This is a genomic window from Vibrio sp. CDRSL-10 TSBA (genome assembly GCA_039696685.1).
In the GTDB taxonomy this organism is placed as follows: domain Bacteria; phylum Pseudomonadota; class Gammaproteobacteria; order Enterobacterales; family Vibrionaceae; genus Vibrio.
Genome location: CP155565.1, coordinates 1,181,409 through 1,207,649, shown reverse-complemented (window position 1 = coordinate 1,207,649; position 26,241 = coordinate 1,181,409). Strand labels below are relative to the sequence as shown.

The 26,241-nt window shown below is 49.3% G+C and carries 15 protein-coding genes and 7 pseudogenes; 13 read left to right on the top strand and 9 right to left on the bottom strand.

Going from position 1 to position 26,241, the window contains the following annotated elements; all coding sequences use genetic code 11:
* Positions 1 to 24: 24 nt before the first annotated feature.
* Both ABDK09_05955 and deoD read right to left on the bottom strand, forming a co-directional pair.
* Positions 25 to 1,494, bottom strand: a complete 1,470-nt coding sequence (locus ABDK09_05955) for a lactate dehydrogenase (GenBank protein ID XAW87716.1) — start codon at positions 1,492 to 1,494, stop codon at positions 25 to 27.
* A 69-nt stretch (positions 1,495 to 1,563) separates the two neighbouring features.
* Positions 1,564 to 2,275, bottom strand: a pseudogene (gene deoD, locus ABDK09_05950) (purine-nucleoside phosphorylase).
* Positions 2,276 to 2,711: 436 nt separating this feature from the next.
* Here deoD and ABDK09_05945 point away from each other — a divergent pair.
* From ABDK09_05945 to ABDK09_05930, 4 genes and pseudogenes are all read left to right on the top strand, one after another.
* Positions 2,712 to 3,665: a DUF523 and DUF1722 domain-containing protein gene (locus ABDK09_05945; GenBank protein ID XAW87715.1), complete on the top strand. Its 954-nt coding sequence runs from the start codon at positions 2,712 to 2,714 to the stop codon at positions 3,663 to 3,665.
* Positions 3,655 to 4,456: pseudogene (locus tag ABDK09_05940) on the top strand (MerR family transcriptional regulator). Before ABDK09_05945 ends, ABDK09_05940 begins: the two are co-directional and overlap by 11 nt.
* Positions 4,457 to 4,480: 24 nt before the next feature.
* The gene (phrB, locus tag ABDK09_05935; protein ID XAW87714.1) at positions 4,481 to 5,908 is read left to right on the top strand and encodes a deoxyribodipyrimidine photo-lyase; all 1,428 of its coding nucleotides are present in this window, start codon (positions 4,481 to 4,483) and stop codon (positions 5,906 to 5,908) included.
* On the top strand, positions 5,898 to 6,830 hold the full coding sequence (locus ABDK09_05930; protein ID XAW87713.1) for a L,D-transpeptidase family protein: 933 nt from the start codon (positions 5,898 to 5,900) through the stop codon (positions 6,828 to 6,830). The genes phrB and ABDK09_05930 overlap by 11 nt, the downstream gene beginning before the upstream one ends.
* Positions 6,831 to 6,950: 120 nt before the next feature.
* Here ABDK09_05930 and ABDK09_05925 read toward each other — a convergent pair whose 3' ends face one another.
* Positions 6,951 to 7,220: an Lpp/OprI family alanine-zipper lipoprotein gene (locus ABDK09_05925; protein ID XAW87712.1), complete on the bottom strand. Its 270-nt coding sequence runs from the start codon at positions 7,218 to 7,220 to the stop codon at positions 6,951 to 6,953.
* Between the two features lie 432 nt (positions 7,221 to 7,652).
* Here ABDK09_05925 and ABDK09_05920 point away from each other — a divergent pair, with 432 nt between their 5' ends.
* Positions 7,653 to 8,999, top strand: coding sequence for a DEAD/DEAH box helicase (locus ABDK09_05920; protein XAW88475.1), 1,347 nt, complete (start codon positions 7,653 to 7,655; stop codon positions 8,997 to 8,999).
* A 137-nt stretch (positions 9,000 to 9,136) separates the two neighbouring features.
* Here ABDK09_05920 and ABDK09_05915 read toward each other — a convergent pair.
* Positions 9,137 to 10,778, bottom strand: a pseudogene (locus tag ABDK09_05915) (methyl-accepting chemotaxis protein).
* 403 nt (positions 10,779 to 11,181) lie between these two features.
* On the opposite strand from ABDK09_05915, the gene ABDK09_05910 reads away from it, so the two are divergent.
* From ABDK09_05910 to pstB, 4 genes are all read left to right on the top strand, one after another.
* The gene (locus tag ABDK09_05910) at positions 11,182 to 12,003 is read left to right on the top strand and encodes a phosphate ABC transporter substrate-binding protein (protein ID XAW87711.1); all 822 of its coding nucleotides are present in this window, start codon (positions 11,182 to 11,184) and stop codon (positions 12,001 to 12,003) included.
* 97 nt (positions 12,004 to 12,100) lie between these two features.
* Positions 12,101 to 13,033: a phosphate ABC transporter permease subunit PstC gene (gene pstC / locus ABDK09_05905; protein XAW87710.1), complete on the top strand. Its 933-nt coding sequence runs from the start codon at positions 12,101 to 12,103 to the stop codon at positions 13,031 to 13,033.
* Between the two features lie 5 nt (positions 13,034 to 13,038).
* The gene (gene pstA / locus ABDK09_05900; protein ID XAW87709.1) at positions 13,039 to 13,902 is read left to right on the top strand and encodes a phosphate ABC transporter permease PstA; all 864 of its coding nucleotides are present in this window, start codon (positions 13,039 to 13,041) and stop codon (positions 13,900 to 13,902) included.
* Positions 13,903 to 13,952: 50 nt separating this feature from the next.
* Entirely contained in the window at positions 13,953 to 14,702 is a 750-nt protein-coding gene (pstB, locus tag ABDK09_05895; GenBank protein XAW87708.1) for a phosphate ABC transporter ATP-binding protein PstB, read from the top strand.
* Positions 14,703 to 14,877: 175 nt separating this feature from the next.
* Here pstB and ABDK09_05890 read toward each other — a convergent pair.
* The 3 pseudogenes from ABDK09_05890 to ABDK09_05880 all read right to left on the bottom strand — a co-directional run bounded on the left by ABDK09_05890 (position 14,878) and on the right by ABDK09_05880 (position 19,759).
* Positions 14,878 to 15,997 (bottom strand): annotated as a pseudogene (locus ABDK09_05890) (GGDEF domain-containing protein).
* Positions 15,998 to 16,322: 325 nt separating this feature from the next.
* Positions 16,323 to 17,703 (bottom strand): annotated as a pseudogene (locus ABDK09_05885) (YjiH family protein).
* A 378-nt stretch (positions 17,704 to 18,081) separates the two neighbouring features.
* Positions 18,082 to 19,759: pseudogene (locus tag ABDK09_05880) on the bottom strand (SulP family inorganic anion transporter).
* A 281-nt stretch (positions 19,760 to 20,040) separates the two neighbouring features.
* On the opposite strand from ABDK09_05880, the gene ABDK09_05875 reads away from it, so the two are divergent.
* The 3 genes from ABDK09_05875 to ABDK09_05865 all read left to right on the top strand — a co-directional run bounded on the left by ABDK09_05875 (position 20,041) and on the right by ABDK09_05865 (position 21,212).
* Positions 20,041 to 20,337 (top strand): hypothetical protein, encoded by a 297-nt coding sequence (locus ABDK09_05875; protein XAW87707.1) that lies wholly within the window; start codon positions 20,041 to 20,043, stop codon positions 20,335 to 20,337.
* Positions 20,312 to 20,665, top strand: coding sequence for a hypothetical protein (locus ABDK09_05870; protein XAW87706.1), 354 nt, complete (start codon positions 20,312 to 20,314; stop codon positions 20,663 to 20,665). Before ABDK09_05875 ends, ABDK09_05870 begins: the two co-directional genes overlap by 26 nt.
* A gap of 247 nt (positions 20,666 to 20,912) precedes the next feature.
* Positions 20,913 to 21,212 carry an isoamylase early set domain-containing protein gene (locus ABDK09_05865; protein ID XAW87705.1) on the top strand — a complete coding sequence of 100 codons (300 nt, stop codon included), beginning with the start codon at positions 20,913 to 20,915 and terminating at the stop codon, positions 21,210 to 21,212.
* A gap of 124 nt (positions 21,213 to 21,336) precedes the next feature.
* Here the strand turns inward: ABDK09_05865 and ABDK09_05860 are convergent, their stop codons facing one another.
* Positions 21,337 to 22,530, bottom strand: coding sequence for an ISL3 family transposase (locus ABDK09_05860; protein ID XAW87704.1), 1,194 nt, complete (start codon positions 22,528 to 22,530; stop codon positions 21,337 to 21,339).
* A 196-nt stretch (positions 22,531 to 22,726) separates the two neighbouring features.
* On the opposite strand from ABDK09_05860, the gene ABDK09_05855 reads away from it, so the two are divergent.
* Complete coding sequence (locus ABDK09_05855; protein XAW87703.1) at positions 22,727 to 24,079, top strand: peptidoglycan DD-metalloendopeptidase family protein; 1,353 nt, start codon at positions 22,727 to 22,729, stop codon at positions 24,077 to 24,079.
* 168 nt (positions 24,080 to 24,247) lie between these two features.
* Here ABDK09_05855 and ABDK09_05850 read toward each other — a convergent pair.
* Positions 24,248 to 26,156: pseudogene (locus ABDK09_05850) on the bottom strand (EAL domain-containing protein).
* Positions 26,157 to 26,241: the final 85 nt, after the last annotated feature.

Below are 26,241 nucleotides of genomic sequence, written 5' to 3'. Positions count from 1 at the left end.
TACGTTCGGGGATTCGCCGAAAGTTTAGGACAAAAGTTCTTTTAATGTAAGAGGATGTTGGGTTACTCCCAGGTTTTGCGCCGCGGTAAAGCCGTGTTTATCCTGATAACAGAGGTTGTGCCAGGCGCGGAAAATGTCCAGCAACGGCTGCAGCCCGCCCGGTCTGAGTTTGCGTCTTGGCTCGTTGATAAAGCCATCGAACAGCAGCTGAAAGCGCTGCTGATAAAATTCAATCTGGCGGATGGAAGCTTTGTCCAGCCAGTAGGTTGGCTCCGGATTATCTCCGGCCAGATAACAGATGCCTTTGCTGCCTGATTGCTGGTGAGTGATTGCCCAGCGGTCGCGCCACCATCCCATAAGTACGATGTCGACTTTTTCAAACGTGCGGCCGGTGACCCACTGGCTGTCTTCCTCCACATACATCAGATCGACACGGTTGGTTTTGATACGCGGTAAACAAACGCTGAGTGCTGCCGAGCGCAGTAATGGATCCTGCGGCATATAGATAGTTACCCGCTTGCTCTCATCACACATCGCCAATAAATGCAGATAGTGCGCGTAGGCAGTATACGGCGGGCGAATCAAAGCACCTTTGGATGGATAATGAAAACGGGTCAGATTGCCCATCGGGTCTTCCACATTGGTGCGGGCCAGAATGGTCTGGTATTTCTGATCAATACGTTCACGCAGGTTTGGAGAAGGCGGCTCACTCTCCAGGCTGGCTTCAGCAGACTGCTGACGGGACACAAACCGGGCCGGAAAAGCATACGGGTCGTGATCCACCGGGCCTTGCGGTTCTTCATCGGCGGAGTAATTGACGTGTTGGCACAAAATGTAGCCGGTGCGAGCGTCACCGGTCGTTATCCACAGCGCGCCATTGTTACTGTGCGGCTGCAGCGGCACAAAGCGTGACGCAAAGTGATAACTGTCGCTGTGATTGATCCAGCGTGCATCCATGACCGCCAGTTTACGCCGGCAACGGCTGGCGATGTGGTCGACATGGTCATAGAAAGTTTTAGGATTAATGTTTAATTTACGGCAGATTTCGCGCACCGAGTAGCCAGTGAACAGCAGGCCGAGCAGGGTTTCCTGCACCTGAAGTTTGCGATTGGCTCCCGACCATTTATCGACAAAAGTCGACTGGCAGGTTTTGCAGCGGTAACGCTGACGATCGCCACTGTAACCAAAAGCGTGATAAAGGTGCTTATGGGTATGAACCGACAGGCCGAAATTGGTGCACTCAGGCTGGCGACACGCTGGCAGGCCGTCACTGTGCAATTGGCGCAGACGGTGCAGCTCGTTGAGTACTTCGCGATTGTTAAGTAAGGGGGGGAAGGCGCCACATTCACGACAAACCATGGTAGGACGCTTGGGGTTTGCGCGTTGCAGAATATAACGTTCTGCATCACTTAATCCAAAGTTGTCACACGCCAATGTTTTACAAAAGTTAAGTTGCAAACCATCCGCATCCACCGGTAATTGGTCGTAAGACACGATCGCCCCCTCGGAGTTTGTCAGCCGCCACTGTTACGTTCAGTGGCGGCGAGATAAGTTAAAGTTACCTTAGATGTTGATCGCCGTTTCCAGTGCGACCTGCATCATGTCATGGAAAGATTTCTGACGATCCTCGGCGCTCAGTTTTTCACCGCGCAGGATATGATCGGATACAGTCAGAATCGTCAGGGCACGCGCGCCCAGTTTCGGCGGCAACACCGTAGATACCAGCTGCTTCCATATCCACACCCAGGATGCCCAGTTTCTTCATCTTTTCAAAGATTTCAGGTTCAGGGGTGTAGAACAGATCCGCGGAAAAGACGTTACCTACTTTAATGGCAACATCCTGAGCCCGCGCCTGATTAACCGCGGTTTCCAGTAAGTCGTAGTCGGCGATTGCGGCAAAATCATGACCGCTGAAACGAATGCGGTTTACTTTGGAATCGGTCGACGCGCCCATACCAATGACCACATCCATCAGCTTGACATCATCACGCACCGCGCCACAGCTGCCAATACGGATAATGTTTTTCACGCCGAATTCTGCGATCAGTTCATGCACGTAAATGCTGCAGGACGGAATGCCCATACCATGTCCCATTACCGACACTTTCTTACCTTTGTAAGTGCCTGTGTAACCGAACATATTACGTACATCGCAGACTTTCTCTACATCATCGAGATAGGTTTGCGCGATGAATTCTGCACGCAGCGGATCACCTGGCATCAGGACGGTTTCTGCAAAATCACCGGCTTCGGCATTAATGTGTGGGGTGGCCATTGTTGTTCTCCAAAGTTGGACAGTCTTTCGTCAACGGAGATTAATTCACTGACATGACGATGTGGTTAACGGTCATGAAAGTGTAATTACCTATATTGTTGACTCATGAATGATTTGTTGCGGCAATAGTAATCAGTAATAGCAAGGATCCTTGCGATGTTTGTCACAAAATAGTGCTGGTGAGTGTGAATGAATTAGTTTGATAACTATTTATGTTGAAAACGATAACGTAATCGATTTACTCCATGTCGATTGGAGCCATATCGCATGACTCAACCTTTATGGTTGAAAACCAGTGACCCGCGTGCCGGGTGGAAACGGGGATAATGTAGCGCATTAGGCTGAATATTTTTGTACAAGAAATTTGTTTGTATAACATCTCACAGTTATGCTATATGTTATACAAAGTTTTTAATTGTACAATTTGGAGGCCAGTATGGAATCGCAAGGTATTCGAGTCGGAATCAGCTCCTGTGTTCTGGGGGAGCGGGTGCGCTTTGACTCCGGGCATAAGAAGAGCCGGTTTGTGGCCGACGAGCTTGCTCCGTACTTTGAGTTTGTTGCTGTCTGCCCTGAAGTGGGTATGGGGCTGCCTGTCCCGCGTCCGACTATCCGGCTGATTTCTGATCAGGAGCGCATCGCTCTGGTTGAGACCAAAGACCCGAGTCGTGATCACACGGCTGGGCTGCTGGCCTATTCTGAGCAGAAAATTGCTGAGCTGCAGCAAGAGCAGCTGCGTGGCTATATTGTCTGTGCCAAATCGCCTACTTGCGGCATGGAAAAGGTCAAAGTGTATAAAGAGCATGGCGCTGAAAAAGAGGGCGTCGGGCTTTACACTCAGAAATTGAAAGAGGCGATGCCGTGGCTGCCGATTGAAGAAGATGGCCGGCTCAATGACCCTGTATTGCGCGAAAACTTCATTACCCGGGTGTTTTGCCTGCACGATTTCTATCAGACCATGGGCGAGAAGCCGAGTGCGGGCAAAGTGGTCGACTTCCATTCCCGCTACAAACTGTCGCTCATGGCTCACCATCCGCTCTCTTACCGGGAGCTGGGCAGGCTGGTGGCCAATGTCAGTCATTATGATCCGCAAGAGTTTGTGCGTCAGTATCGTTTGGGGCTGATGCAGGCGCTGTCACATCGTGCCAGCCGCAAAAACCATACAAATGTGCTGATGCATCTGCAGGGTTACTTCAAGCGCTCTCTGAATCCCGAGCAGAAATCAGAACTGGCCGGTTTGATTCACGATTATCGTCTTGGCACCTTGCCGCTGCTGGCGCCACTGACGCTAATTAAACACTATTTATCCATGTATCCGGATGCATACCTGAGTAAGCAGCGTTATCTGGATCCTCATCCTCAGGAGTTGAAATTACGTTATGGCTTGTGAAGAGAAGTTGTACGCGATTCGCGAAGTCTCAGAAATTACCGGGGTCAAGCCGGTCACGCTCAGAGCCTGGCAGCGTCGTTACAACCTGGTGCAACCTCAGCGCACGGCGAAAGGGCACCGCTTGTACACCGACCTGGATATTCAGACGATACGCCAAATTCAAAGCTGGCTGCTCAAAGGCGTCTCTATCGGTAAGGTAAGCCAGTTGTTGCAGGGATCGCTGCCTGAACCGGGTGAGCTGACAGCGGCTCAGACGGATCTGGAAGAGTGTGAAGCTCTGCTGAGTGCTCTGGCCCAGCTCAATCTTGGTAAGGCCGAAAGTGTGATTTCGACTGTGATGAAAGAGTATCCGCTCGATATCGTCGAGCGTCAGTTCTTGTTGCCTGTGATTGACGCGGTCGACAAGGTGAAAGGCCCGCTGCGCTCGCTGCAAAAAGGTCTGCTGCAATCGATCATGCTGACCAAATTATCGGGCATCATGGAGTCTGAAAATAAAGCGGCGCATAAAGGGCGCTGCCTGGTGGTGAGTTTCGATCCTGTGGGCAGTGTGCTGGCGTGGCTTTGGGCGCTGACCTGGGCAGAACAAGGCTATAACGTCACCTTCCTGGATGGTGTCGAGGACATGACGGGTCTGCAGGAAAATGAGTTTCTTGGCGCAATACAGCGCCGTGGCGCTGTTCTCTCATCGCAGTCTGGCCGAGAACCAGGTTCAGACGCTGCATCAACTGGCCAGCCGGTTTGGTGAGCAGTTATTTCTGTCAGATGTGTTGCAAACCCTGACTCAACAGTAAGCCTGTTTTGAATGAGGAACCGATATGAAGCTGGTGTGGTTACGTCGCGATTTACGTTCGGTAGATAACGGCGCGCTTAATCAAGCGATCAGCAGTGGTGAAGCGGTATGTGCACTGTTTGTCGCGACGCCTGCCCAGTGGCAGCAACATGATTTGGCGCCGATTCAGGCCGATCTCATTTACCGCCGCTTGTTTGCGTTGCAGCGAGAGTTGCAGGCGCTGAATATTCCGCTGCTGTACAAAGAAGTCGATGACTTTAACCAGGCGGCTGAGTTTGTTGCCGACTTAGCGCAGCAACTCGACGCTGGTCAGGTGCTGGCGAATCGGGATTATGAGCTCAATGAACAGCAGCGTGATGCTTTGGCTGCTGAGTTGCTGACGGCGAAAGGAATTGACTGGCACTCGGAACACGACAAGTGCGTGCTGGCGCCCGGCAGCGTGCTCAACAAGCAGGGTGACTATTTTAAGGTGTTCACGCCGTTTAAACGTGCTTGGCTCACGCGCTTCGCTCCGCCAAGAATTGAGACACCGGTTAAAGCCGCATGTTGGGAGCTGGATGCCTCTTTTAGCGCACTGGTATGGGATGACGCACAGCCTTTTTCTCATCCGCGAGTCGACAGCAGCGACTGGCCGGTTGAATTTGATGATTTGCGCCAACGTCTGCGCGCATTTTGTCAGGAGCTGGTGACAGATTACAAGCAACTGCGGGATTTCCCTGCCCGCGATGCCACCAGTACGCTTTCTCCGTATCTGGCGATCGGCGCTCTGTCGCCTCGTCAGTGCATTGCTCGTCTGTATGCCGAATCTGATATGGGCGCGTTGTCGGAAGGAGCGCAGACCTGGCTGAGTGAACTGATTTGGCGCGAGTTTTACCAGCACTTATTGGTGTTTGAACCACGCCTGTCGAAGAGCAAAGATTTTCTTGATTGGGGCGCCCGCCTGGAATGGTGGCAGGATGAGGAGAAATTCCTCCGTTGGTGTGAAGGTAAAACCGGCTATCCGATTGTTGATGCCGCCATGCGTCAGCTCAACCAGACGGGTTGGATGCATAACCGGCTGCGTATGATTGTCGCCAGTTTTCTGACCAAAGATCTGCACATCGACTGGCGCTGGGGTGAACGCTACTTTATGCAGCAGCTGATTGATGGTGATTACGCGGCCAATAATGGTGGCTGGCAGTGGTGTGCTTCCACCGGTTGCGATGGCCAGCCCTATTTTCGTATTTTCAACCCGGTGACCCAGAGTGAAAAGTTTGATCCGCAAGGACGCTTTATTCGCCAGTGGGTCGAAGAGCTCAACCAGGTGCCGGAAAAGTATATTCACGCGCCATGGCTATGGTCCGGTGTTAACTCTCTGTTATATCCGCAGCCAATAGTTGATCACAAAGCGGAAAGAGAAGTAACCTTACGCTTATATAAAGAAGCGAAGGATAATAGCGATCATGTTACGTAAGTTATTGCTGTGGGGAGCATTGACCACCAGTTTTGCAACCAGTGCGTGGGCTGCGACTTACGATCTGCCCCATGAAGGCAGCAGCATGGTCGGCCACACTCAATACCATGTGATTGAGAAAGGGGAAACACTGGCCAATATTGCCAAGCACTATGATGTGGGTTTCCTGGCTCTGATGGCCGCCAACAAAGGGGTTGACCCGTTTTTGCCGCAGGAAGGCTATGTGCTGACCATTCCCTCTCAGGTGATTTTACCGAATGTTCCTTACGAAGGTATTGTGGTCAATCTGGCCGAATTGCGTTTGTACTATTTCGAGCCTGACTCGGGCAAAGTGCATATTTTCCCGGTTGGTATTGGCCGTATCGGGCGTGATACGCCAGAAATGCAAACCGTGATCAGTCAGAAACGTCCGGCCCCGACCTGGACACCGACCGAAAATATTCGCCAGGAATACCGCAAGAAAGGGATTGAATTGCCCGCCGTCGTGCCGGCCGGCCCGGATAACCCACTGGGTGAGTACGCCTTGCGTCTTGGCTATGGGCATGGTGAATATCTGATCCATGGTACCAACAAAGATTTTGGCATTGGATTACGCGTCAGCTCAGGTTGTATTCGTATGGAGCCGAAAGACATCGAATGGTTATTCCAGCAGGTCGATCGCGGCGAAAAAGTACGTGTCATCGACGAGCCGGTCAAAGTGGCACTGGAACCGGATCGCAGCGTGTTTGTCGAAGCGCATGAACCACTGACCCGCAGCGACGGCAGTAAGAAATCACTGGCGATACCAATGGAGCTGAAATGGTGGATGGATGAATTCAATAAATCTGACACGAAAGCGCGCGCAGTGATTCTGGCTCAAAACGGAGTACCGGTTGAAGTGGTCGCACCGATTCTGGAAACGGAACCTGCCGAGGTTAACTGAGCACTGCTTTTCTGCAATTGACAACGTCGGTCATTTGGCGCCGAATCGTATATTTTACCGCTGAATAGCGACATAAAAAAAGAGCCTCATCAGAGGCTCTTTTTTCAATTCTACAAAGGCTTACTTGGTGTAAGACTGTGCGATATTGTCAATGCGCTCGTTTGCACGTGCAGCTTCTTCCTGAGCTGACATCGCAGCATCAGAAGTTGCATTCAGCTTAGACATCATTTGAGATTGGCTGTTTTGCAGAGAAGATACTTGATTGCTCAGATCGCTTACTTGGTTGCTAAGTTGATCCAGTTTAGAAGAGGTTGCTTCGTCTGGACCTGATGCACAGCCAGCCAGTACTAGTACAGATGACGCTGCAGCTGCGATTAACATTTTGTTCATGCTGAACTCCTTGTTTACATTTATCAAAAACGCCCTATACATTTTTGCCCATATAGTGACGAATTAAAGTGTAGACACAATTCTAGCCTTCGACTACTGGGAAAAAGTCAAAATAATCCAAATTTTTACCAATTAATCAAATAATTGACCTTCATCTCAGACTGAGTCTTGCTTTGCTTTGTTATCCAAAGGCCGATTTTGGACTAAATTAAGTATAGACGGTAACCACACAAGCCTTAACTAATAAGGCTTTGATAGCTTTATCCTTGTTTTTTGAAGGATTATGGGGCATCGATGAAGTCAGGAAAGGCTTACCCGTAATGAAAACCAGATTATTTTGTGTGATCTCTATCTATTGATGTTCTATTCGCGTTATCATACTGCGTTTTTAATTTTGACCCCTGCCTTGCGGCGCAAGGCTTGATAACGATATTGGAGAATCCTTTGCAGTTCAAAGACTTAGGTTTAGATAATCGCTTACTGAAAACACTGGCACACTATGATTTCAAGCAGGCGACCCAGATCCAGCAACAGGCGATTCCTGTCGCTATAGCCGGGAAAGATCTTCTGGCTTCATCCAAAACGGGTTCGGGTAAAACGCTAGCCTTTCTGTTGCCGATGCTGCACAAAGCATTAAAAACCAAGGCGTTGTCTGCCCGTGACCCTCGTGGTCTGATTCTCGTTCCTACCCGTGAACTGGCCAAGCAGGTGTACAGTGAGCTACGTTCAGTGCTGTCGGGACTGAGCTATACCGCGACCCTGATTACCGGTGGTGAAAACTTTAACGATCAGGTTAAGGCGCTACGCCGTGGCCCGAAATTTATCGTGGCGACTCCGGGACGTCTCGCTGACCATTTAGAGCATCGTTCCCTGTTTCTGGAAGGTCTGGACACCCTGATCCTTGATGAAGCTGACCGCATGCTGGATTTGGGTTTCGCTCCTCAGCTGCGTCATATCCATAATGTGGCAAAGCACCGTCGTCGCCAGACCCTGATGTTCTCTGCGACCTTGGATCATGCTCAGGTCAATGACATTGCGTATGAAATGTTGAATGAGCCGAAACGCATTGCGATCGGTGGTGCTAACGAACAGCACAAAGACATTACGCAACGCTTTTATCTGTGTGACCATCTGGATCATAAAGAAGCGTTACTGGAACGTGTTCTCAGCGATGCCGACTACCGTCAGGTGATCATCTTTACCGCGACCCGTAACGATACCGAGCGTCTGACCACCAAGTTGAATGAGCAAAAACTCAAAGCGGTGGCACTAAGCGGTAACCTCAATCAGACTCAGCGCAATACCATCATGAGCCAGTTTGAGCGTGCGGTATTTAAGATTCTGGTGACCACAGATGTCGCTTCGCGTGGCCTGGATATCGCTAACGTCACCCACGTGATTAACTTTGACATGCCTAAGCATACGGAAGAGTATGTGCACCGTGTCGGCCGTACCGGCCGTGCAGGTAACAAAGGTGATGCGGTTTCTCTGGTGGGGCCAAAGGACTGGGATAGCTTTAAACGGGTTGAAACATTTTTGCAGCAGGATATCAAGTTTGATGTTCTGGAAGGCTTGCAAGGTAAGTTTAAAGGCCTGAAACCTCGTCAGTCGCAGAATACCAATGTGCAGGCCCGTGGTGCCAAAGCTAAACCTCAGGCGAAGAAAGTCGCCAAGAAACCGGTTAAGCGTGATAAAGGTTTTTATGATCACGTGGCGGTGGGGGATTCGGTGTTTATTCCGAAAAAGAAAGTTGCCCCTAAGGTTGATGACGGCGAGTAATTGCTGTTTAGTCAGGACGGTGGTAAAGCCTGTCTGCTCAACAATAATTGAATGGCTGTATCGATAAATAATAAGGCCGCCCTCTAAAGGGGCGGCCTTATTATTTGCATAGTGTGAAGTTGGCTACCGGGTATAGTTTATACCTTGAAATAGTCCAACTGCTGTTTCTGCTGCTCGGCCAGAGCGGATAATTCCTGGCTGGCGGTAGCTGACTGGGTGATGCCGGTAACATTCTGGCTCACCAGATCGTAAATATTGCCCAGGTTACGGTTAATATCCGAGGTAACCTGGTTTTGCTCTTCAGATGCGGATGCAACCTGGGTATTAAGCGCACTCAGTTCTGCAATCGCCTGGTTAATCGCTTGCAGGGCGCCGCTGACTTGTGCCGAGAGAGATTGGTTCTCTTCCAGCATTTGCAGGCTGGAGTTCATGCTGTCGTTGGCAATGCCGGATTGATCCTGCAGCTCTTCGATAATGGCCTGGATCTCTTTAGTCGAATCCTGGGTTCGAGCAGCCAGCATGCGAACTTCATCGGCAACCACAGCAAATCCGCGTCCGCTTTCGCCGGCACGCGCAGCCTCGATGGCTGCATTCAACGCCAGCAGGTTCGTCTGTTCAGAGATGCCCTGAATCACTTCAATCACTTTGCCGATTTTTTCGGACTGCTCTTTCAGGTTGTTCACCACGTTGGCCGCATCACCCAGTTTGTTAGCCATCAGTGCGTTCGCACGGTTGCTCTGTTCAAACATGGCCATACTGCTTTGTGCCTGCTGGTTGGCACTTTGTGCAGCCTGATCGGCCTGAGTCGCATTATCGGTCACGGTGCTGGCAGCAATTTCCATCTGGTTTACTGCGGAGGCCACTTGCTCGACTTCCTGCTTTTCCTGATCGGAGTTCACGCTGGACTGCGTCATTACCGCAGCCAGTTTCCGTTGCCGAAGAGGCCACGTCATCACTGATGCGCACCAGTGCGCCGACCGTGCTGCGCAGCTGAGTCACGGTACTGTTGACATCACGTGCCAGCAGAGTTACTTCGTTATCACCGTCTTCGTCGGCTTTCACCAACAGGTTACCTTGGGCAACTTCACGGACCACACTCTGCAGCTTTTGAATAGGGGTAACAATAACGCCGGCCAGATACCATGCGAACGCCGCGGCGAACAGCAGCACAAAAATCAGTCCGGTGATCGACATGTTCATCACGCTGTGATTGTACTCTTCGCTCTGATGGACTTTTTCCAGAGCTAAACGATTAAGCTCTTTTGACAGGGCATCAATGGCTTTGATCATGACCGTACCTTCATCACGGTATACATCCATCGCTCGCTTGTATTCGGCGTCAAATGCGGCTGAAGTCTGCTGGTTATGTTTGACGTTAAGCAGAGGAATCATGGTCTTAATTGAGTAATCCACATACTCCTGCATCGCGTTTTTCAGCTGTTCCACTTCTTCGTTCATTTCAGGAATGGTGCTAATCGACTGCAGGTGAGCCAGGTTGTCACTCTGACGCTGTTTTAATACGGATGGCAGGACTTTGACTTCTTCCGGCTGGAATAAGCTATAGATGGCACTAATACGCATTGCGTAAGTGTTGTCTATAATTTTAGTCACTTCGTCTTTGTGATTGATCAGCGCTTCGGTCGATTGGGTCATGTCACGAAATGCATCTTTAAGGGTTGATGTACTGTATATAATGCCGGAGATGAGTAACAGCATTGTCATAAATACCGGTACCACCACCTGCAGTTTAATAGACAAACCGCTGAGTAGCTGGCGCATTGAAATTCCTCTTCTGAATATGAGATAAAAATGAATTAAGGATTAAATAGGAAGTTATTTTTGTTATTAAAATAATTCGCTGATGATATCGGCTAACTACAAGATATCAATAGGGATTTAATAGAAAAGTATTCTGACTTATTCTTTTTTGTCTCAGTTTTAAGAGCGGAATATTCTTGATTTTGTCGCAAGTGTAATAAAACCGGGTTGCATCAGAATTCACTTATTAAGTGATTGGTTTTATTGGCGAAGTTAAATTCGGTGCTGAGTTATCTCTGCTACCGGTGTGGCATTCTGTCATGCACTGTTCAATTTACTGAAACATAATTGTCATATTCGCGGCCTAAAGTGACACTCGTTCAAGTGACACACAACGGCAATAAAGCCACTAAAGGAAATTGTGATGAAAAAGACAGTAATCGGTGCAATCGCTCTGCTAGGTGCTCTGGCAGTAAATCCAGTTTCAGCAAAAGAGACCATCTCTGCAGTTGGCTCAAGCAGCGTAACACCACTGATGGAAGTTTTCTCTGAAACATACATGAAAAAGAATTCAGACGTGTTCATTGAAGTACAAGGCCCGGGTTCTTCAGCGGGTATTAAAGCAGCGAAGAACGGCAGTGCAGATATCGGTATGTCTTCTCGTAACCTGAAAGACTCTGAAAAAGAATCAAACCTGGTTGAAGAAGTCATTGCCCGCGACGGTATCGCAGTCGTGGTTAACCCAAGCAACAAAGTTAAAGGCCTGTCGGCTGAACAAGTGTCAGCTATTTATAAAGGTGAAGTGTCTAACTGGAAAGAAGTCGGTGGCGAAGACAAACCAATCGTTGCTATCACTCGTGACACAGCATCAGGTACGCGCGGCGCATTTGAAGAAATCATGGAACTGAAAATGAAAGTTTCAGGTAAGACTGTTTCTGCTATCTCTCAGCGCGCTCAAGTTGCGAACGGTAACGGTGGTCTGAAAACTATGGTTGCTTCTAACCCATACGCAATCGGCTACATCTCTCTGGGTACAGTTGATAATTCAGTTCACGCACTGGCAATCGACGGTGTTAATGCAAGCGTTGAAAACGTGAAGAGCGGTTCTTACAAAGTAGCTCGTCCATTCCTGGTTCTGTACAAGAAAGGCCAGCCTTCAGCTGAAACCCAGAAATTCCTGGATTGGATGCTGACTGACGAAGCTCAGGAAATCGTAGGTTCTCACCACTACATCTCTGTGAAGTAAGATACACCTCTATAATTAATCAGTAGTTTGCTCAGCCCGCTTACTTAGGGCTGAGCGTTTTCAATCCACATCGACTCGCTCGACAAGTGAGATGAATATGACCATCGCGACAAATAGTGACCAGCTTATGAACAGTGAATCGACACAGCTATCCAAACGCACTCTGCGTGAGAAAAAGCGTATCGACTGGAGAGAGCGCATTTTCCACGGTTTGTTCTTAACCAGTGCAGTAATCGGTATCGTCTCTCTGGCGATTATTGCTTATTTTATCATCCGGGAAAGTATTCCCGCGTTTCAGGAAGCCGGTGTATCCGGTATCGTTCTGGGCCAAAACTGGCTGCCGCCGGCTCTGTACGGTGTTGCGACCATGATTGTCGCTTCCGTTGTCTCTACCTTTGGTGCCGTGATTGTCGGGGTGCCGATTGGTGTCCTGACCGCTATTTTTATCGCCGAAATTGCCCCGAAACGTGTGGCTGACATCATTCGTCCGGCTGTCGAATTGCTGGCGGGCATCCCTTCGGTGGTTTACGGCTTCTTCGGCCTGGTTATCATCGTTCCTCTGATTCAGAACATCTTTCAGGTTCCTGCCGGTAACACCATTCTGGCCGGTATTATTGTGCTGGGAGTCATGATCCTGCCAACCGTGATTACCGTTTCTGAAACCTCGATTCGTGCCGTGCCAAAAACCTACAAAGAGGGTTCTCTGGCGCTGGGTGCATCAAATATCTACACCATTTTCAAATTGCTCGTTCCGGCAGCGCGCTCAGGTATTATGACCGGTGTGATTCTGGGAATTGGTCGTGCTCTGGGTGAAACCATGGCGATCATCATGGTTATGGGTAATGCGCCGGCGATGCCACAGGGCATTCTTGATTCTGCGCGTACACTGACCGCTAACATTGCGATCGAAATGTCATACGCGAGTGGCGTTCACGCCAATGCGCTGTATGCCACCGGTGTGGTATTGCTGGTGTTTATCATGATGCTTAATGCGGCATTGCTGTACCTGAACCGTGAGAAAGCGAGGTAAGACCCATGGATCGTGCAAAACTAAAACAAGCGCGTGTATTTAAAGATAACGTACTGCGCAGCTTTATCTGGATTGCGGCGGCACTGACTGTCGGCTTCCTGTTCTGGATCATCTGGTACATTCTGTCTAACGGTCTGCAGCACGTTGACTGGAACTTCATCAGCGATAATTACACTCGTACCGGTGAAGAGCATGGTATCTTCCCGATGATCGTCTCGACCATTTATATGGTGGTTGCCTCTATCGCGGTGGCGGCTCCGCTCGGTATCATGACGGCTATTTATCTGACCGAATATGCCAAAGTCGGCAGTCGTCTGGTGAAGGTGATTCGTTTTTGTACCGAATCTCTGGCCGGTATTCCGTCGATTATTTTCGGTCTGTTTGGTATGACCTTCTTCGTGGCGATTCTGGGGCTGGGTTTCTCGATTCTGTCGGGGGCGCTGACGCTGAGTATTCTGATTCTGCCGGTGATTATCCGTACCACAGAAGAAGCGTTGATGTCTGTACCGCAAACCTATCGCGAAGGCTCCTACGGCCTTGGTGCTTCTAAAATCTATACTATCTGGCGTCTGATTTTGCCAAGCGCAATGCCAGGTATTCTGACTTCAGTCATTCTAAGTATCGGTCGTGTGATCGGTGAATCGGCTCCGGTCTTTCTGACCGCTGGCATGGTGGCACGTATTCCGGATTCTTTGATGGATTCGGGCCGTACCTTGACGGTTCACCTTTACAAGCTGACTACCGAGCTGTTCACTGTCGAAGAGTGGAACCAGGCTTACGGTACAGCAACGGTCCTGATTGTCGTCGTGTTGCTCATCAACATGATTACCAAATTGATCGCCAAGCGATTCAATACGGCGACTTACTAATCCGTGATTTACTCGTCTCATACGACTGACAGAATTTAAGAGATAACACGATGAACAAATTTAATATTGAAAACCTGAACCTGTTTTACGGTGAAAACCAAGCGCTGAAATCGATCAACCTGCCAATTCCGACTCGTCAGGTCACGGCTCTGATCGGCCCGTCCGGTTGTGGTAAATCCACTCTGCTGCGCTGCCTTAACCGCATGAATGACCTGATTGAAGGGGTTAAAATCACCGGTAAGCTGACGATGGACGGCGATGATGTGTACGGTAACATCGATGTGGCAGATCTGCGTATTCGCGTCGGTATGGTGTTCCAAAAGCCAAACCCGTTCCCGATGAGCATTTATGAAAACGTAGCTTACGGTTTGCGTGCGCAGGGCATCAAAGACAAAAAACACATTGATGAAGTGGTGGAAAGCTCGCTGCGCGGTGCGGCGCTGTGGGATGAAGTGAAAGATCGTCTTAAGTCGCATGCATTTGGTCTGTCTGGTGGTCAGCAGCAACGTTTATGTATTGCTCGTACCATCGCGATGCAGCCGGACGTGATTCTAATGGATGAGCCGACGTCGGCGCTTGACCCGATTGCGACCCACAAAATTGAAGAGTTGATGGAAGAGCTGAAAAAGAACTATACCATCGTTATTGTGACACACTCGATGCAGCAGGCTCGTCGTATTTCCGATCGTACCGCCTTTTTCCTGATGGGAGAGCTGGTGGAGCACGATGAAACCCAGAATATCTTTAATGAGCCGAAAGACGATCGCACTCGCGGCTATGTTAACGGTGATTTCGGCTAAGTCATTAGCCTCAACGTATTATAACTATAAAGCGATGGTAACCTTGCCCCTCATTTTATGAGGGGCTTTTTTATGCTTGTCGTTGCACCTGCGGCTGTCGCTGTGCAGCATGATGGTTGGTGCTGACCTCTGACCGTGACTGAGAGTGTGACTGTTGGTAGTGATGCTTTGCGGCATACATACGTTTATCTGCCAGATAAATCAGCTCGTTGATATTGGTGGTGTCCTCAGGAAAGCAGCTGGTACCCAGGCTGCAACTCATGCTGAATTCGGACTGGCTGCACAGATGAAGTGACGACTGATGCGGATGCGTGCTGAAAGTTTGTGGTGAAAAACGAGCACTGAAGCAGTCCATGATCAGTGCATGCATGCCCTCAATGTGCTCAGCGTCACCGCTGTCGAGCACAATGGCAAATTCATCTCCGCCCATGCGAAACACCTGGTAGTGAAACGTTGGTATCTGATTTAAACGATGGGCCAGCTGTTTGAGCACCGTATCACCGGCCTGATGGCCCAGCTGATCGTTAATCGGCTTAAAACCATTCAGATCAAGCAGCATCAGTGCAAAACGCTGACCATCACGGTAGCGGTGCAGGGTTTCAAACAAAGCCTGGCGATTGGCAAGGCCGGTGAGCGGGTCTGTCCGTGCCAGTAGTTTGTGAAAGCGTGCTTCGGTGTGCAGGATGAAGCTGACCAGAGCAATACAGATAAACAGCACCAGCATCAGGCCAAACTGCAATTGTGTCAGAGTCAAAGCCTGCTGTTTCTGCTCAATATAAATCGGGCTCTGGACGCGGAATTTGTCGTTAATATAACTGATGATAGTCTGATAAAGATGCTGAGACTGGCTCTCAAACTGCTGGAGGCTATTGTTGTCTTTGACTGCTTTAAGCAGCGGCTCGAGTTGTTTGAAATCTTCAAACGCTTGCCTGAAGAAACGGATAAGTGCCGTCCAGGGTGAGGAAAGCCTGCGACTCTTCACTATTTAAAGTGACATCGAACCGGCTCCAGGTCAGGTCATATTTCAGCCAGACTTTTTCAGCCTTCTCCTCTGATGCGAGGATATAAGGTGATTCGGCAATCATTTCAGTAAACTCTTTGGTCAGCTGAAACAGGAACCAGGTTGCCTGATTTTGTTGATTGGAGTAAGAGCGTGCCAGATCACGGGTGGTTTTTAGAGTATAAAGATTGGCAACGACCAGCAGAACGGAAATCACAATCAGCAGCAATTTAGCCCAAAAGATCAGAGGGTGAAGCGCTTTTCTTTTGACGGCAGCCGTCGTCTCTGAATTCAGATAAGGCATAGTCATGATCTTACCGGTCGATAGTGGCGCAAAGTACTCTCGTCTTGTGTGGCTTACGCGCTCGACTTGACGGTAAACCACCCGTTAGTTTCTGATACTTATAGACGGAGAAGCTATGGGTGTGTAAGCGGGTTCTTTGAGCGCTGCGCTCAGGCTTGTCGCTATTATAGGGTGAGTGCAGGTTCAATGGAACGTACTATTGACTAAAGTGTTAGTACCTGATTTCACTCTTGAAGCGAAAAATAACAAAGAGTGACTGACATAAAAAAACCTCACGATGAAGTGAGGTTTTTGCTGTCGGGAAAACTCAGTGAATTTAGAAAATCAGGTGAGCAACACCTGCAATCACTGGCAGCGTAATCAGGGTACGCAGGATGAAAATCACGAACAGCTCGATAATGTTGACCGGAATACGGCTGCCCAGTAGCAGAGCACCGACTTCGGATAAGTAGATCAGCTGTGTTACCGACATAGCGGCAATCACAAAACGGGTCATTTCGTTATCGATTGAAGCAGCCAGAATGGCCGGGATAAACATATCGGCAAAACCCACCACCATGGTCTGTGATGCCTGAACTGCTTCCGGAATGCCCAGCAGTTCCAGGTAAGGCACAAACGGCTGACCCAGAATCGAGAACACAGATGTATATTCAGCGATAACCAGTGCAATCGTACCCAGACCCATCACCACAGGCAGAACCCCGAATACCATATCAACAGCGTTGCGTACGCCTTCAGCCAATACGTTTTTCAGCGAACCGACCTGGCCTGCTTTGGTCAGTGCCAGGTCCATTCCCCATGAGAATGCGGTTTGACCTTGTGGTACGGCATCCTGATCGGCGTCTGGTTTACTGCCATCGATATAGGTATCTTTTTTCGTGCTCAGTGGTGGCAGGCGAGGAATAATGACAGCAGCCACCAAGCCAGCCAGACAGATAGCGGCGTAGAATGGCAGGAAACAGATGCTCCAGGCCAACCTGCGCAATCACGATCAGGCTGAACGTAATCGATACAGCAGAGAATGTGGTACCGACCACGGCAGCTTCACGCTGAGTATAAAACTTACCTTCATACTGCTTACTGGTCAGCAGAATACCGACGCTGCCGTCACCCAGCCACGACGCAACACAGTCAATCGCACTGCGACCAGGCAGGTTAAACAGCGGACGCATGATTTTACTCAGCAGTGCGCCCATCAGTTCCAGCAAACCAAAGTTCAGCAGCAGTGGCAGCAGCAGGCCGGCAAAAATGAAGACCGAAAACAGGGTCGGTAGCAGGCCTTCCAGCACCAAGCCACCGGTATTTTCTTCCCAAACCGCTTTAGGACCAATTTGGAAAAAGGTCATGATCACTGCCGCGCCGCCAATGATACGTACAACGAGCCAGATCCAGTTCGGATTAAACAGACCATTCAGAAACGGACGTTGAGTGATCCATGCCGGTTGGAAAAGTTTGGTTAATACGGAAGCAACCGACATAAAAGCGATGATGATGGTCACGATAGCAACCAGGCTGTCACCGAGTAGCGCTTGAATCGATTTGGCCAGAATAGCGACAGGAATCGTCAAAGAGTCCTCATAGCTGATCGGGGCCATAAACAGGAAAAGCCCGATCAGAGAAGGGATCAGGAACATCCAGAAGCTGCCGGAAGAAGCGCCTTCTGCCGGTGATTTAATAGTTTGAGCGTTATCTTGCATTGCGTCTCTCGTGATACCACTGGTTCAAGTAATACCCACTCCCTGGCATAGTCATTCACTCAATATCCCTATTTACTCATGCGCGCAAGAATATCTAGTTTTTATGTTTTGAGCAATACTATTCATTAAATATCGTTAAATATTCACTTCATTTCACTAGGGTGTGGTGTCAATATAGTGAATTGTTTGGTTATTGTTACATTGGTGAACGGGATGTTTAAAATGGTTTGTGCTTTTTATGTGACCATGAACACAGTCCCATAGCACGTTATGATGAAACAACACAAAAGAGGTTGATAACCCGGCATTGCGGTCAAAAAAACACCCCTGATTTGTAAATTCAGGGGTGAAGAGGACAAAATGGGTAATTAGTAATGTTCAGTTGAACGATGGATTCTTGTCTGTGGCCGGTTCTGTCATTGCCAGCGCGGCTCCCAGGGCATGATGAAAATCCGGATGGATGTTTTGTTCACCAAGTAAGGCGACAATTCCTGCCCGGCGCAGCTTATGTGCCACTCTGGGGTTGGCACCGGAGAGCAAGACATTCACCTGCTGGTGTTGGAAGCGGGTCACCATCTCTTCCAGTGTCTGCAAGCCGGTAATATCCATAAAAGGTACCCACTTCAGGCGGATGATCAGGATCTGCGGCGGCAGGGCAATGCTGCTCATGACCCGTTCGAAACTCTCAGCGGCGGCAAAAAAGAAGGGTCCGTCCAGAGCGTAGACCGCGATGTCGCGAGGTAACACGGTCAGGTTGTACTCGCGAAGTTTCCTGGCTGAGATCCTGGCTGGTATTGGCGGTGACCTCAACACTGGCTGCCATGCGTTTGACAAAGTGCAAAATAGCAAGAATAACCCCGATATTGACGGCGACAACCAGATCAGCAAACACGGTGAGCAGAAAGGTCAATAGCAGAATGACCACATCGGCTCGTGGTGCGCGGCGGATAAGTTTCACAAAATGCCCGGCTTCACTCATATTCCATGCCACTACAAACAATATCGCGCTCAGTGTTGCGAGCGGGATGTTAACGGCCAGCGGCGCCAGGGCCAGAATGATCACTACCAGAGTCAGGGCATGCACCACACCGGCAATCGGGCTGTTGCCTCCATTGCGGATATTGGTTGCAGTGCGTGCTATGGCTCCGGTCGCGGCGATACCACCAAACAGAGGCGTGATCATGTTAGCGATACCCTGACCAATCAGCTCCTGATTGGAATTATGTTTAGTGCCCGCCATCCCGTCAGCGACGACCGCAGACAGCAAAGATTCAATTGCACCCAACATGGCGATGGCAAAGGCCGGCCCAATCAGCGTGAGGATTTGAGCCAGGCTTATCTCGGGGACAGAAAGAGACGGCAGTCCTTGCGGAATACCTCCAAACGCTGAGCCAATCGTACGCACGCCGTCAAACTGCAGCACATACTGCAATGTCGTGACGATGACCAGCGCCAGCAGCGGGCCCGGTATTTTTTTCAGGTAGGGTATTTTCGGTCCGGCCAAAACCAAAAATAGCGACAACACGGCCAGCAGTGTGGTGGTTATATCCAGTTGTGGTAACGCTTGCAGCAGAGCCAGCAGTTTCTGATGAAAATGTTCGGCGTGAATGGCGGGCAGGCCAAAAAATTCGCGCCACTGACCGACCCAGATGATGACCCCGATCCCGCTGGTAAATCCGACGATCACCGGATTCGGGATATAACGGATGATACTGCCAAGTTTACTGATGCCCAGCAGCAGCAGGATGGCGCCTGCCATCATGGTGGCGATTTGCAGTCCGACGATGCCGTGTTCGGCAACGATTGCGGCCAGAATAACAATAAATGCGCCGGTCGGACCGGCTATCTGAACTCTGGAACCGCCGCATAGGGATACAATGATGCCAGCAATAATGGCGGTATAAATGCCTTGTTCCGGTTTGACTCCGGACGCAATGGCAAAGGCCATTGCCAGCGGGAGTGCGACGACACCGACAATCAGGCCGGCAACGAGATTACGTGTCCAGTGACCGGACTTCAGTAAGCCGTTTTTATAGGACTCAACGATAGCAAACATAGAGAATAACCTTACATAAGTAATGGTAATGCGCGGCGTGGATTTTACGCTTATTGCGAACGCTGTAAAGTGAAACCCGGCGCACTGCACATTTTGCTTGTGCTCCGGCAACCCGGAGTGAAGATTGAGGTATAGTGCCCGCTAATCGTGGTGTATTGGGGTGGTGAGCAAGGCCAGAATGATGAAGAGCCCTTTTTTGCAGGCTACCGCCCGGAGTCGAATCGTTTGGAAAAACGTTTGGAGGCAAATCGCTTGGAAGATAACGCTTGGGAGAAAGAACAATGAGAAAACGCTGGCTGCCGATTCCTTTAATATTACTGACGCCACTGTTGTTGCTGGTGTTGGTCGTAGCCGCAGGAGTATATCGATTCTCTTTGTCGGATGAAGAAATCCTGGCCAAGTTTCCTGCACGGCCTGCCGAGCGCGATATGATTGTCGGCCAGTTGTTTAATCTTCAGGTCAGCGCCCCGCTGACCATTGGGGTACCTGGCTCTTTCGCCTTTGCGTTGATCAATGAACGGGATGATGCCCGGCACGCGGTGCTGGGGCGTTATGATTCAGGTCAGGAAACGTGGTGAGGTTGTGCTCGATACCCGAACTGTGCTCAAACTGGAGCAATTCTCTCAGCGGTATGGCTATGCCGGTATTATCCGGGTGTCTGATCAGGGTAGTGCTCTGATGTACTATCTCGCTTTGTTTGAGTTTGATGCCCAGCGGCAACGCATGGTGATGACTGACAGTCTTTGGTTAGGCGATCGTATTGTGGTGCAGGCATTAGAACAAAAGGATGACCAACTTAACGTTTCTCTGCTGACTCATGATGAGAATCAGGCTCTGAGTGAGGTCCCGACAAAGTTTAAGTCTATAATGGTGGGTATATCGCAGAAATATCAGTTAATTCAATAACAATGAACAGCCAGTGTCAGCACAGGCGTTGTACCTGGCCTGTGCAATAACTGCCGGGTGTCCAGAGAGCCGCTGATGCGTACTAACATCTGTGGCTGGTTCGTTTCACGTATGACTGATGACTTTTATGCAGAGCTGATTTTCTTATCTGCAGATGCTTCTCTTTTCTACAGATGATGCTTTTTCTACAGCAGGTTAGTTTTATAGTCGGCTAGCGGAATGATTTTTTCAAAAATGGAGTTTTGACATGATTAATAAGCGTTTTTTTAAAACCAAAGATGAAGTGGAAGTGACGTTTGAGCTGGAAGTTCCGTCACAAGCCTCAAAGGTTGAAATTGTGGCTGATTTTCTTGGTTGGCAGCCTGAACCAATGAAAAAAGTGGCCAAAACCGGCACCTTTAAATTCAAAACGCGTTTACCCAAAGATGGTGAATATCAGTTCCGCTATCTGCTCGATACTGAGCAGTGGGTCAATGATGCTGAGGCCGATCAATACATCCCTAACGGTTTTGGTGAAGATAACTGCCTGGTGAAAACGTATCAGTAGTCAATCTATCCGTTGCTGATATGTCGCCCCTTGTTCAGTGCGCCATTCTATCCGTGTGGACGAGCATAATATCAGTGAAATCTAACATAAATCTTACAAGGCACTACGGTGCCTTTTTTAAGGTTCATCGCGGCTTTCCGGGGAAAGCCGCTTTTATCTTTAAAAAAAAGTAATCGATATCTCGGTAGCCGTAGCCCATTCGTTTGATTAACTTTATCTTGTTGTTTATCCCTTCGAGCGTACAGGTATTGAGTGGGTAGCTTGCAGAAGCAACGATGCCATGAAGATACGGTTTGAGCTTTCTCGCGAAGTCCATAAGCGGCTTGATCCCGCTTTCTTGAACTTGCTCCCACCATACGTCCCATAAGTCTTCCGCTTCGCTTTCTGACTCGCACCTCCATAACTCTTTTAGCTGAGAGCCAAGTAAATACGTCACCATTAAGTCTTTGTTCATACTCAGTATCTCACTCAGATAGCTCTCCTGTTTACTGTCTAAATTACCTCTGTTTTTGAGGAGAACCCAGCGTGAACGTTTCACCCATTGGCGCGCTTTCTTGTCCTGTTTGAGTTGATTAGCTTGGTCAACTCTGACTCTATCCATCACTTCCCGACCAAATTTTGCGACCACATGGAATAAATCGTACACAATGCGGGCGTTAGGACAATGTCGCTGCACTTCGAGGTCGAAAGCCGTATTCATATCCATTGCAACCGCTTCTATGTTCTGGCCATGCTCACCGAGTAATTCAAAGAAGGGACGGATATCTTTTCGGCTGCGTCCAACGCCTATCCAAAGCACTTGATGCGTCTTAGCATCCGCGATAACAGTGGCATAACGATGTCCCTTGAAGAGAGCAAACTCATCCATGACCAGCTGTCTCAGCTCTGCCCAGTTAACCTCTGGCACCGCATGTTGTAGCCGACGTTTATCTATCGCCTTAATCGTATGCCAATGAACCCCCGTCATCTGGGCGATATGTTTGATAGGAAGAAGAGGCAGCAACTGCTCAATGTAACGTCTTAAGCGGTTAGTCAGGCGAGCAAAAGGTTCAAGCCAAGAAATAGATTCGGTTTTGATACCGCAGTCAGGGCACTTTATACGCCTTGTTTGTAGGGATAGCTCGACGGGTACGCCGAGAATCGTCGCTTCCTTAATCGTGCGCCACTGATAATCATGTATGGCTTGAACATGTTGCCCACATGAACATCGAGCAGTCGTGCTGGGTTGGAGAGTAATCGTGATGAGAGAAGACGTTTGTACAGACTTTACGACATGAAAGCCTTCCCAGAACGAGGATAGGAAAGTATGATTCGGCATGAAAACGGTAGTTTGTGTAAGGTTGTGTTTGGCGATGTAACCTTATCACTTACTACCGTTTTTGTTTTAAGTTCCCGCCAATCCGCGATGAACCTTTTTTAATCTGTGATTGACACTGTATGACACTCTACAGGTGACTTTTAGCCAAAAAAAACTTACTCTTTGTGCTCTTTTAACATTATCCACGGGTTAGATTGTGCTACCGAAGTCTCTAATATTACGATTTTCTGAGCTTTCTAAACGCAAGAAAGCATCAGTTGTAGGATTACCCCTACTGGCAGTGGCAGCCATCTCATCTTCGCTTAACAGTCCTTCGTATCCACGAACAATCGAATTGTCGATTCCAGAATCGCAAATCGTGGAGTCGATTCTGTCTGATTCGGCAGACTCACAGCGAGTCTATCCGGATTATGAATATGAGATTCAATCTGGTGATAATCTGAGCTCTATCTTCACGCAACTGGGATTTACTTACCAGGAAATGATGAAGGTAATGGAAACCGATTTAAACTACCTCGCACTGGATACGCTGAAACCAGGCAATATTTTGCGCTTCTGGAAAGGTCAGGATGGTAAGAGCCTGGCCAAAATGGAGCTGGAATTCAGCATGGTCGAGCGCGCGGTGTATTCTCGAACGCCGGATGGTGGCTACGAGTTCAAGGACGTTAAAATTCCGGGCAAATGGAAAGAGTTTGCGTTGATTGGTGAAATTCAGGGCAGTTTCTCGCAGTCGGCAAATCAGTTGGGCCTGGGAAGCTCAGATATCGATCAGATAGTAACGTTGCTGAAAGATAAAATTAATTTTGGGCGTGATTTGCGTGCCGGTGACCGGTTCGAAGTTGTGCAGTCACGTCAATACGTTGGCGATAAACTGACGGGCAACCGTGAGATTCAGGCGATCAAGATTTTGGGTCGCAGTAATGAAGTCACCGCGTATCTTTACAAAGATGGTCAGTATTACGATAAAAATGGTGAGAGCCTGCAACGCGCTTTCCAGCGCTATCCAAGTGCTCACAAGTGGCGTATGTCTTCACCGTTTGATCCGCAGCGTCGTCATCCGGTGACCGGCCGCATCGCGCCGCACAACGGAACTGACTTTGCTGCGCCGACCGGTACACCGGTTTTAGCAACGGGCGATGGCGTGGTCGTCATGACCCGTAACCATCCCTACGCCGGTAAGTACGTGGTGATCAACCATGGCAGTACCTATACCACGCGTTATCTGCACCTGAGTAAAATTCTGGTTCACAAAGGCCAGAAGATTACCCGTGGTCAACGTATTGCTTTATCGGGTGCTACCGGCCGGGTTACCGGGCCGCATATCCATTATGAGTTGATTGTACGCGGACATCCGGTCAATCCGATGACGGCGAAAATTCCGATGGCAAATTCGGTGCCGAAAAAGGATATGGCGAATTTTATCGCGCGCCGTGATCAGCTCGACACCATGCTGGAACAGCAGGAAGGCTTACTGGCCGCAAACCAGGCCGAGACATCGTCCGCTAATGAAGTTTCAGCTACTGAAGCGACACCTGAATCAGGCTCTTAATGAGCTCCGGTTCTTAATGGACAGTGGTGCCGGGCCGATTTGGCCGGGTATCACACCAGTATTGTATGATAAAGGCCCTGTTTTACAGGGCCTTTTTTTATGTGCTCGCTCCGCCAAACCTCGTGACTACCACTAACCTCGCTGCCGTGTTAAGCGCGATGATGAGGGTTAATCGCGATAATTGTCTTGATCGGGATGATTACTTTGATCGGGACGACTGGTCTGTTCGGCGTTTTCTGAACGGGTACCGGCCAGCTTAGCGCGGTTTTCACGCCACAGCTGAGCAATGTGGGCCGGCCTGTCCGGTTTTGAGAAAAAGTAGCCCTGAATTTGCTCACAGCCCATCGAATAGAGCTTGTCTAACTCATCCTGACTTTCCACGCCTTCGGCGACCAAGTCGACCTGTAACTGTTTGGCGAGCTGGATAATCAGCCAGACCACCCGCTCTGAGTTCTCGTTGCACAACATATTGCGAATAAAGCTGGCGTCTATCTTGATGCAGTCGATCGGATAGCTATGGATGTAGTTGAGACTGGAGTAGCCGGTGCCAAAATCATCCAATGCGACAGTAAAACCGAGTTCTCTCAGCCGGTCGAGAATGTACTTCACCTCATTGGTCTGTAACAGCAGCACCGTTTCGGTCAGCTCAATGGTGAACTCATGCGGAGCGAACTGATAATGGTTGAGTGTGTGCATCAAGTGATTGAGATAACGGGTCGAATTGGTTAATTCATACGCTGAGCAGTTTAGCCCTAGCTTAACTTTGTAACCCAGTTCCGCCTCTAACGCAGCTTTGGCTTCACAGGCCAGTTCTACAATACGCTCCCCAAGTTCAATGATTAGCCCGGACTGTTCGGCTGCTTCGATAAATTCAACCGGAGAGATGAAGCCCATGCTGGGGTGATTCCAGCGTGCCAGGACTTCATAATAGTTCCAATCGCTTTGGCCTCGCTGCACGATTGGCTGTACGACGATAAAAATCTCCGCCTCGGTGACACTGGTTTTATCCAGTTCACTGCGCAGAGCGTCAATGATTTGAGTGCGGCGGTGATATTGACTGCTCAGATGGGTGTCATAGCAGCGAATCTGGCTGCTGCGGCTCTGTTTACAATCTTTCAGCGCCAGGCTGGCATTGAGTATCAGCTGGTCAGCGCTGATCGCTTCCGGTCCTTTTTTCGCAATACCGATACTGAGGCCGACTTTGATGCGATGGGACGGGTCGAAGTAGCCTTGTTCGAGCTTATCGAGAATGGAGCGGCAAATTTTGAGCGGGTCTGATGAGTAGGTGATAAAAGCGAACTCATCGCCGGCAATCCGAAAGGTCAGGTTTCTCTTCACGTACGCATTGCACAATCGAATTCGCGACAAACCGAATGATCTGGTCGCCAATATAGTGTCCGTACAGGTCATTGATGGCTTTAAAATTATCAATATCAAGGTAAGCGAGCGTAAACGGTTCGCTGCTGGTCTCAACCAGACGCTCTAATTTATCTGACAGATAATTGCGGTTCATCAGGTTGGTCAGATTGTCATGCGATACTTCATAACTCAGCTGATTGACCAGGCTGTCGGAGCGCTCAGATAACCATTTGTTACGCAGTGAATGGACGATAATACGCGCAATAATGCGATGGTATTCCACCATGCTGTCTTCATCGTGAATGGTTTCGGTAAAGGTTGAAATCAATATCCCCAGCACTTCGCCACTGTTGGTGCGCAAAGGTACGCCGATATACGACTCAATCTGGTTGTCTGCCAGAAAATCATCAAACGGGAAAATCTTACTGACCTGTGAGGGAAACAGGCAAAACTCCTGTTTGGACTTTGCCACCTGCTCACAAGGGGTGCCTTTCAACTGGTAGCACGGGCTGCTTCTCAGCTCGTTGCCCGCCGCATAGGAGAGGGGATGAGCCTTGTAATGAGATTTATCGAGTTCGACAATACAGGTACAAAACGTACTGAAATGCGAATGCAGCACTCTGGCGGCTCTGTCCAGCAATGCGTTCTCTTCCAGCAGAAGTAGTTCGTTTATGGTTTCCAGACTAACGGCGTTTCTGGCCAGTGACGTTGTAGTCATAATTCGCACTCACGTTGTCTCAGACAGGCTGATGGGAATTAAGTAACTGATATCATATTATGCGCTTTGTTACTATGGCTGAAAT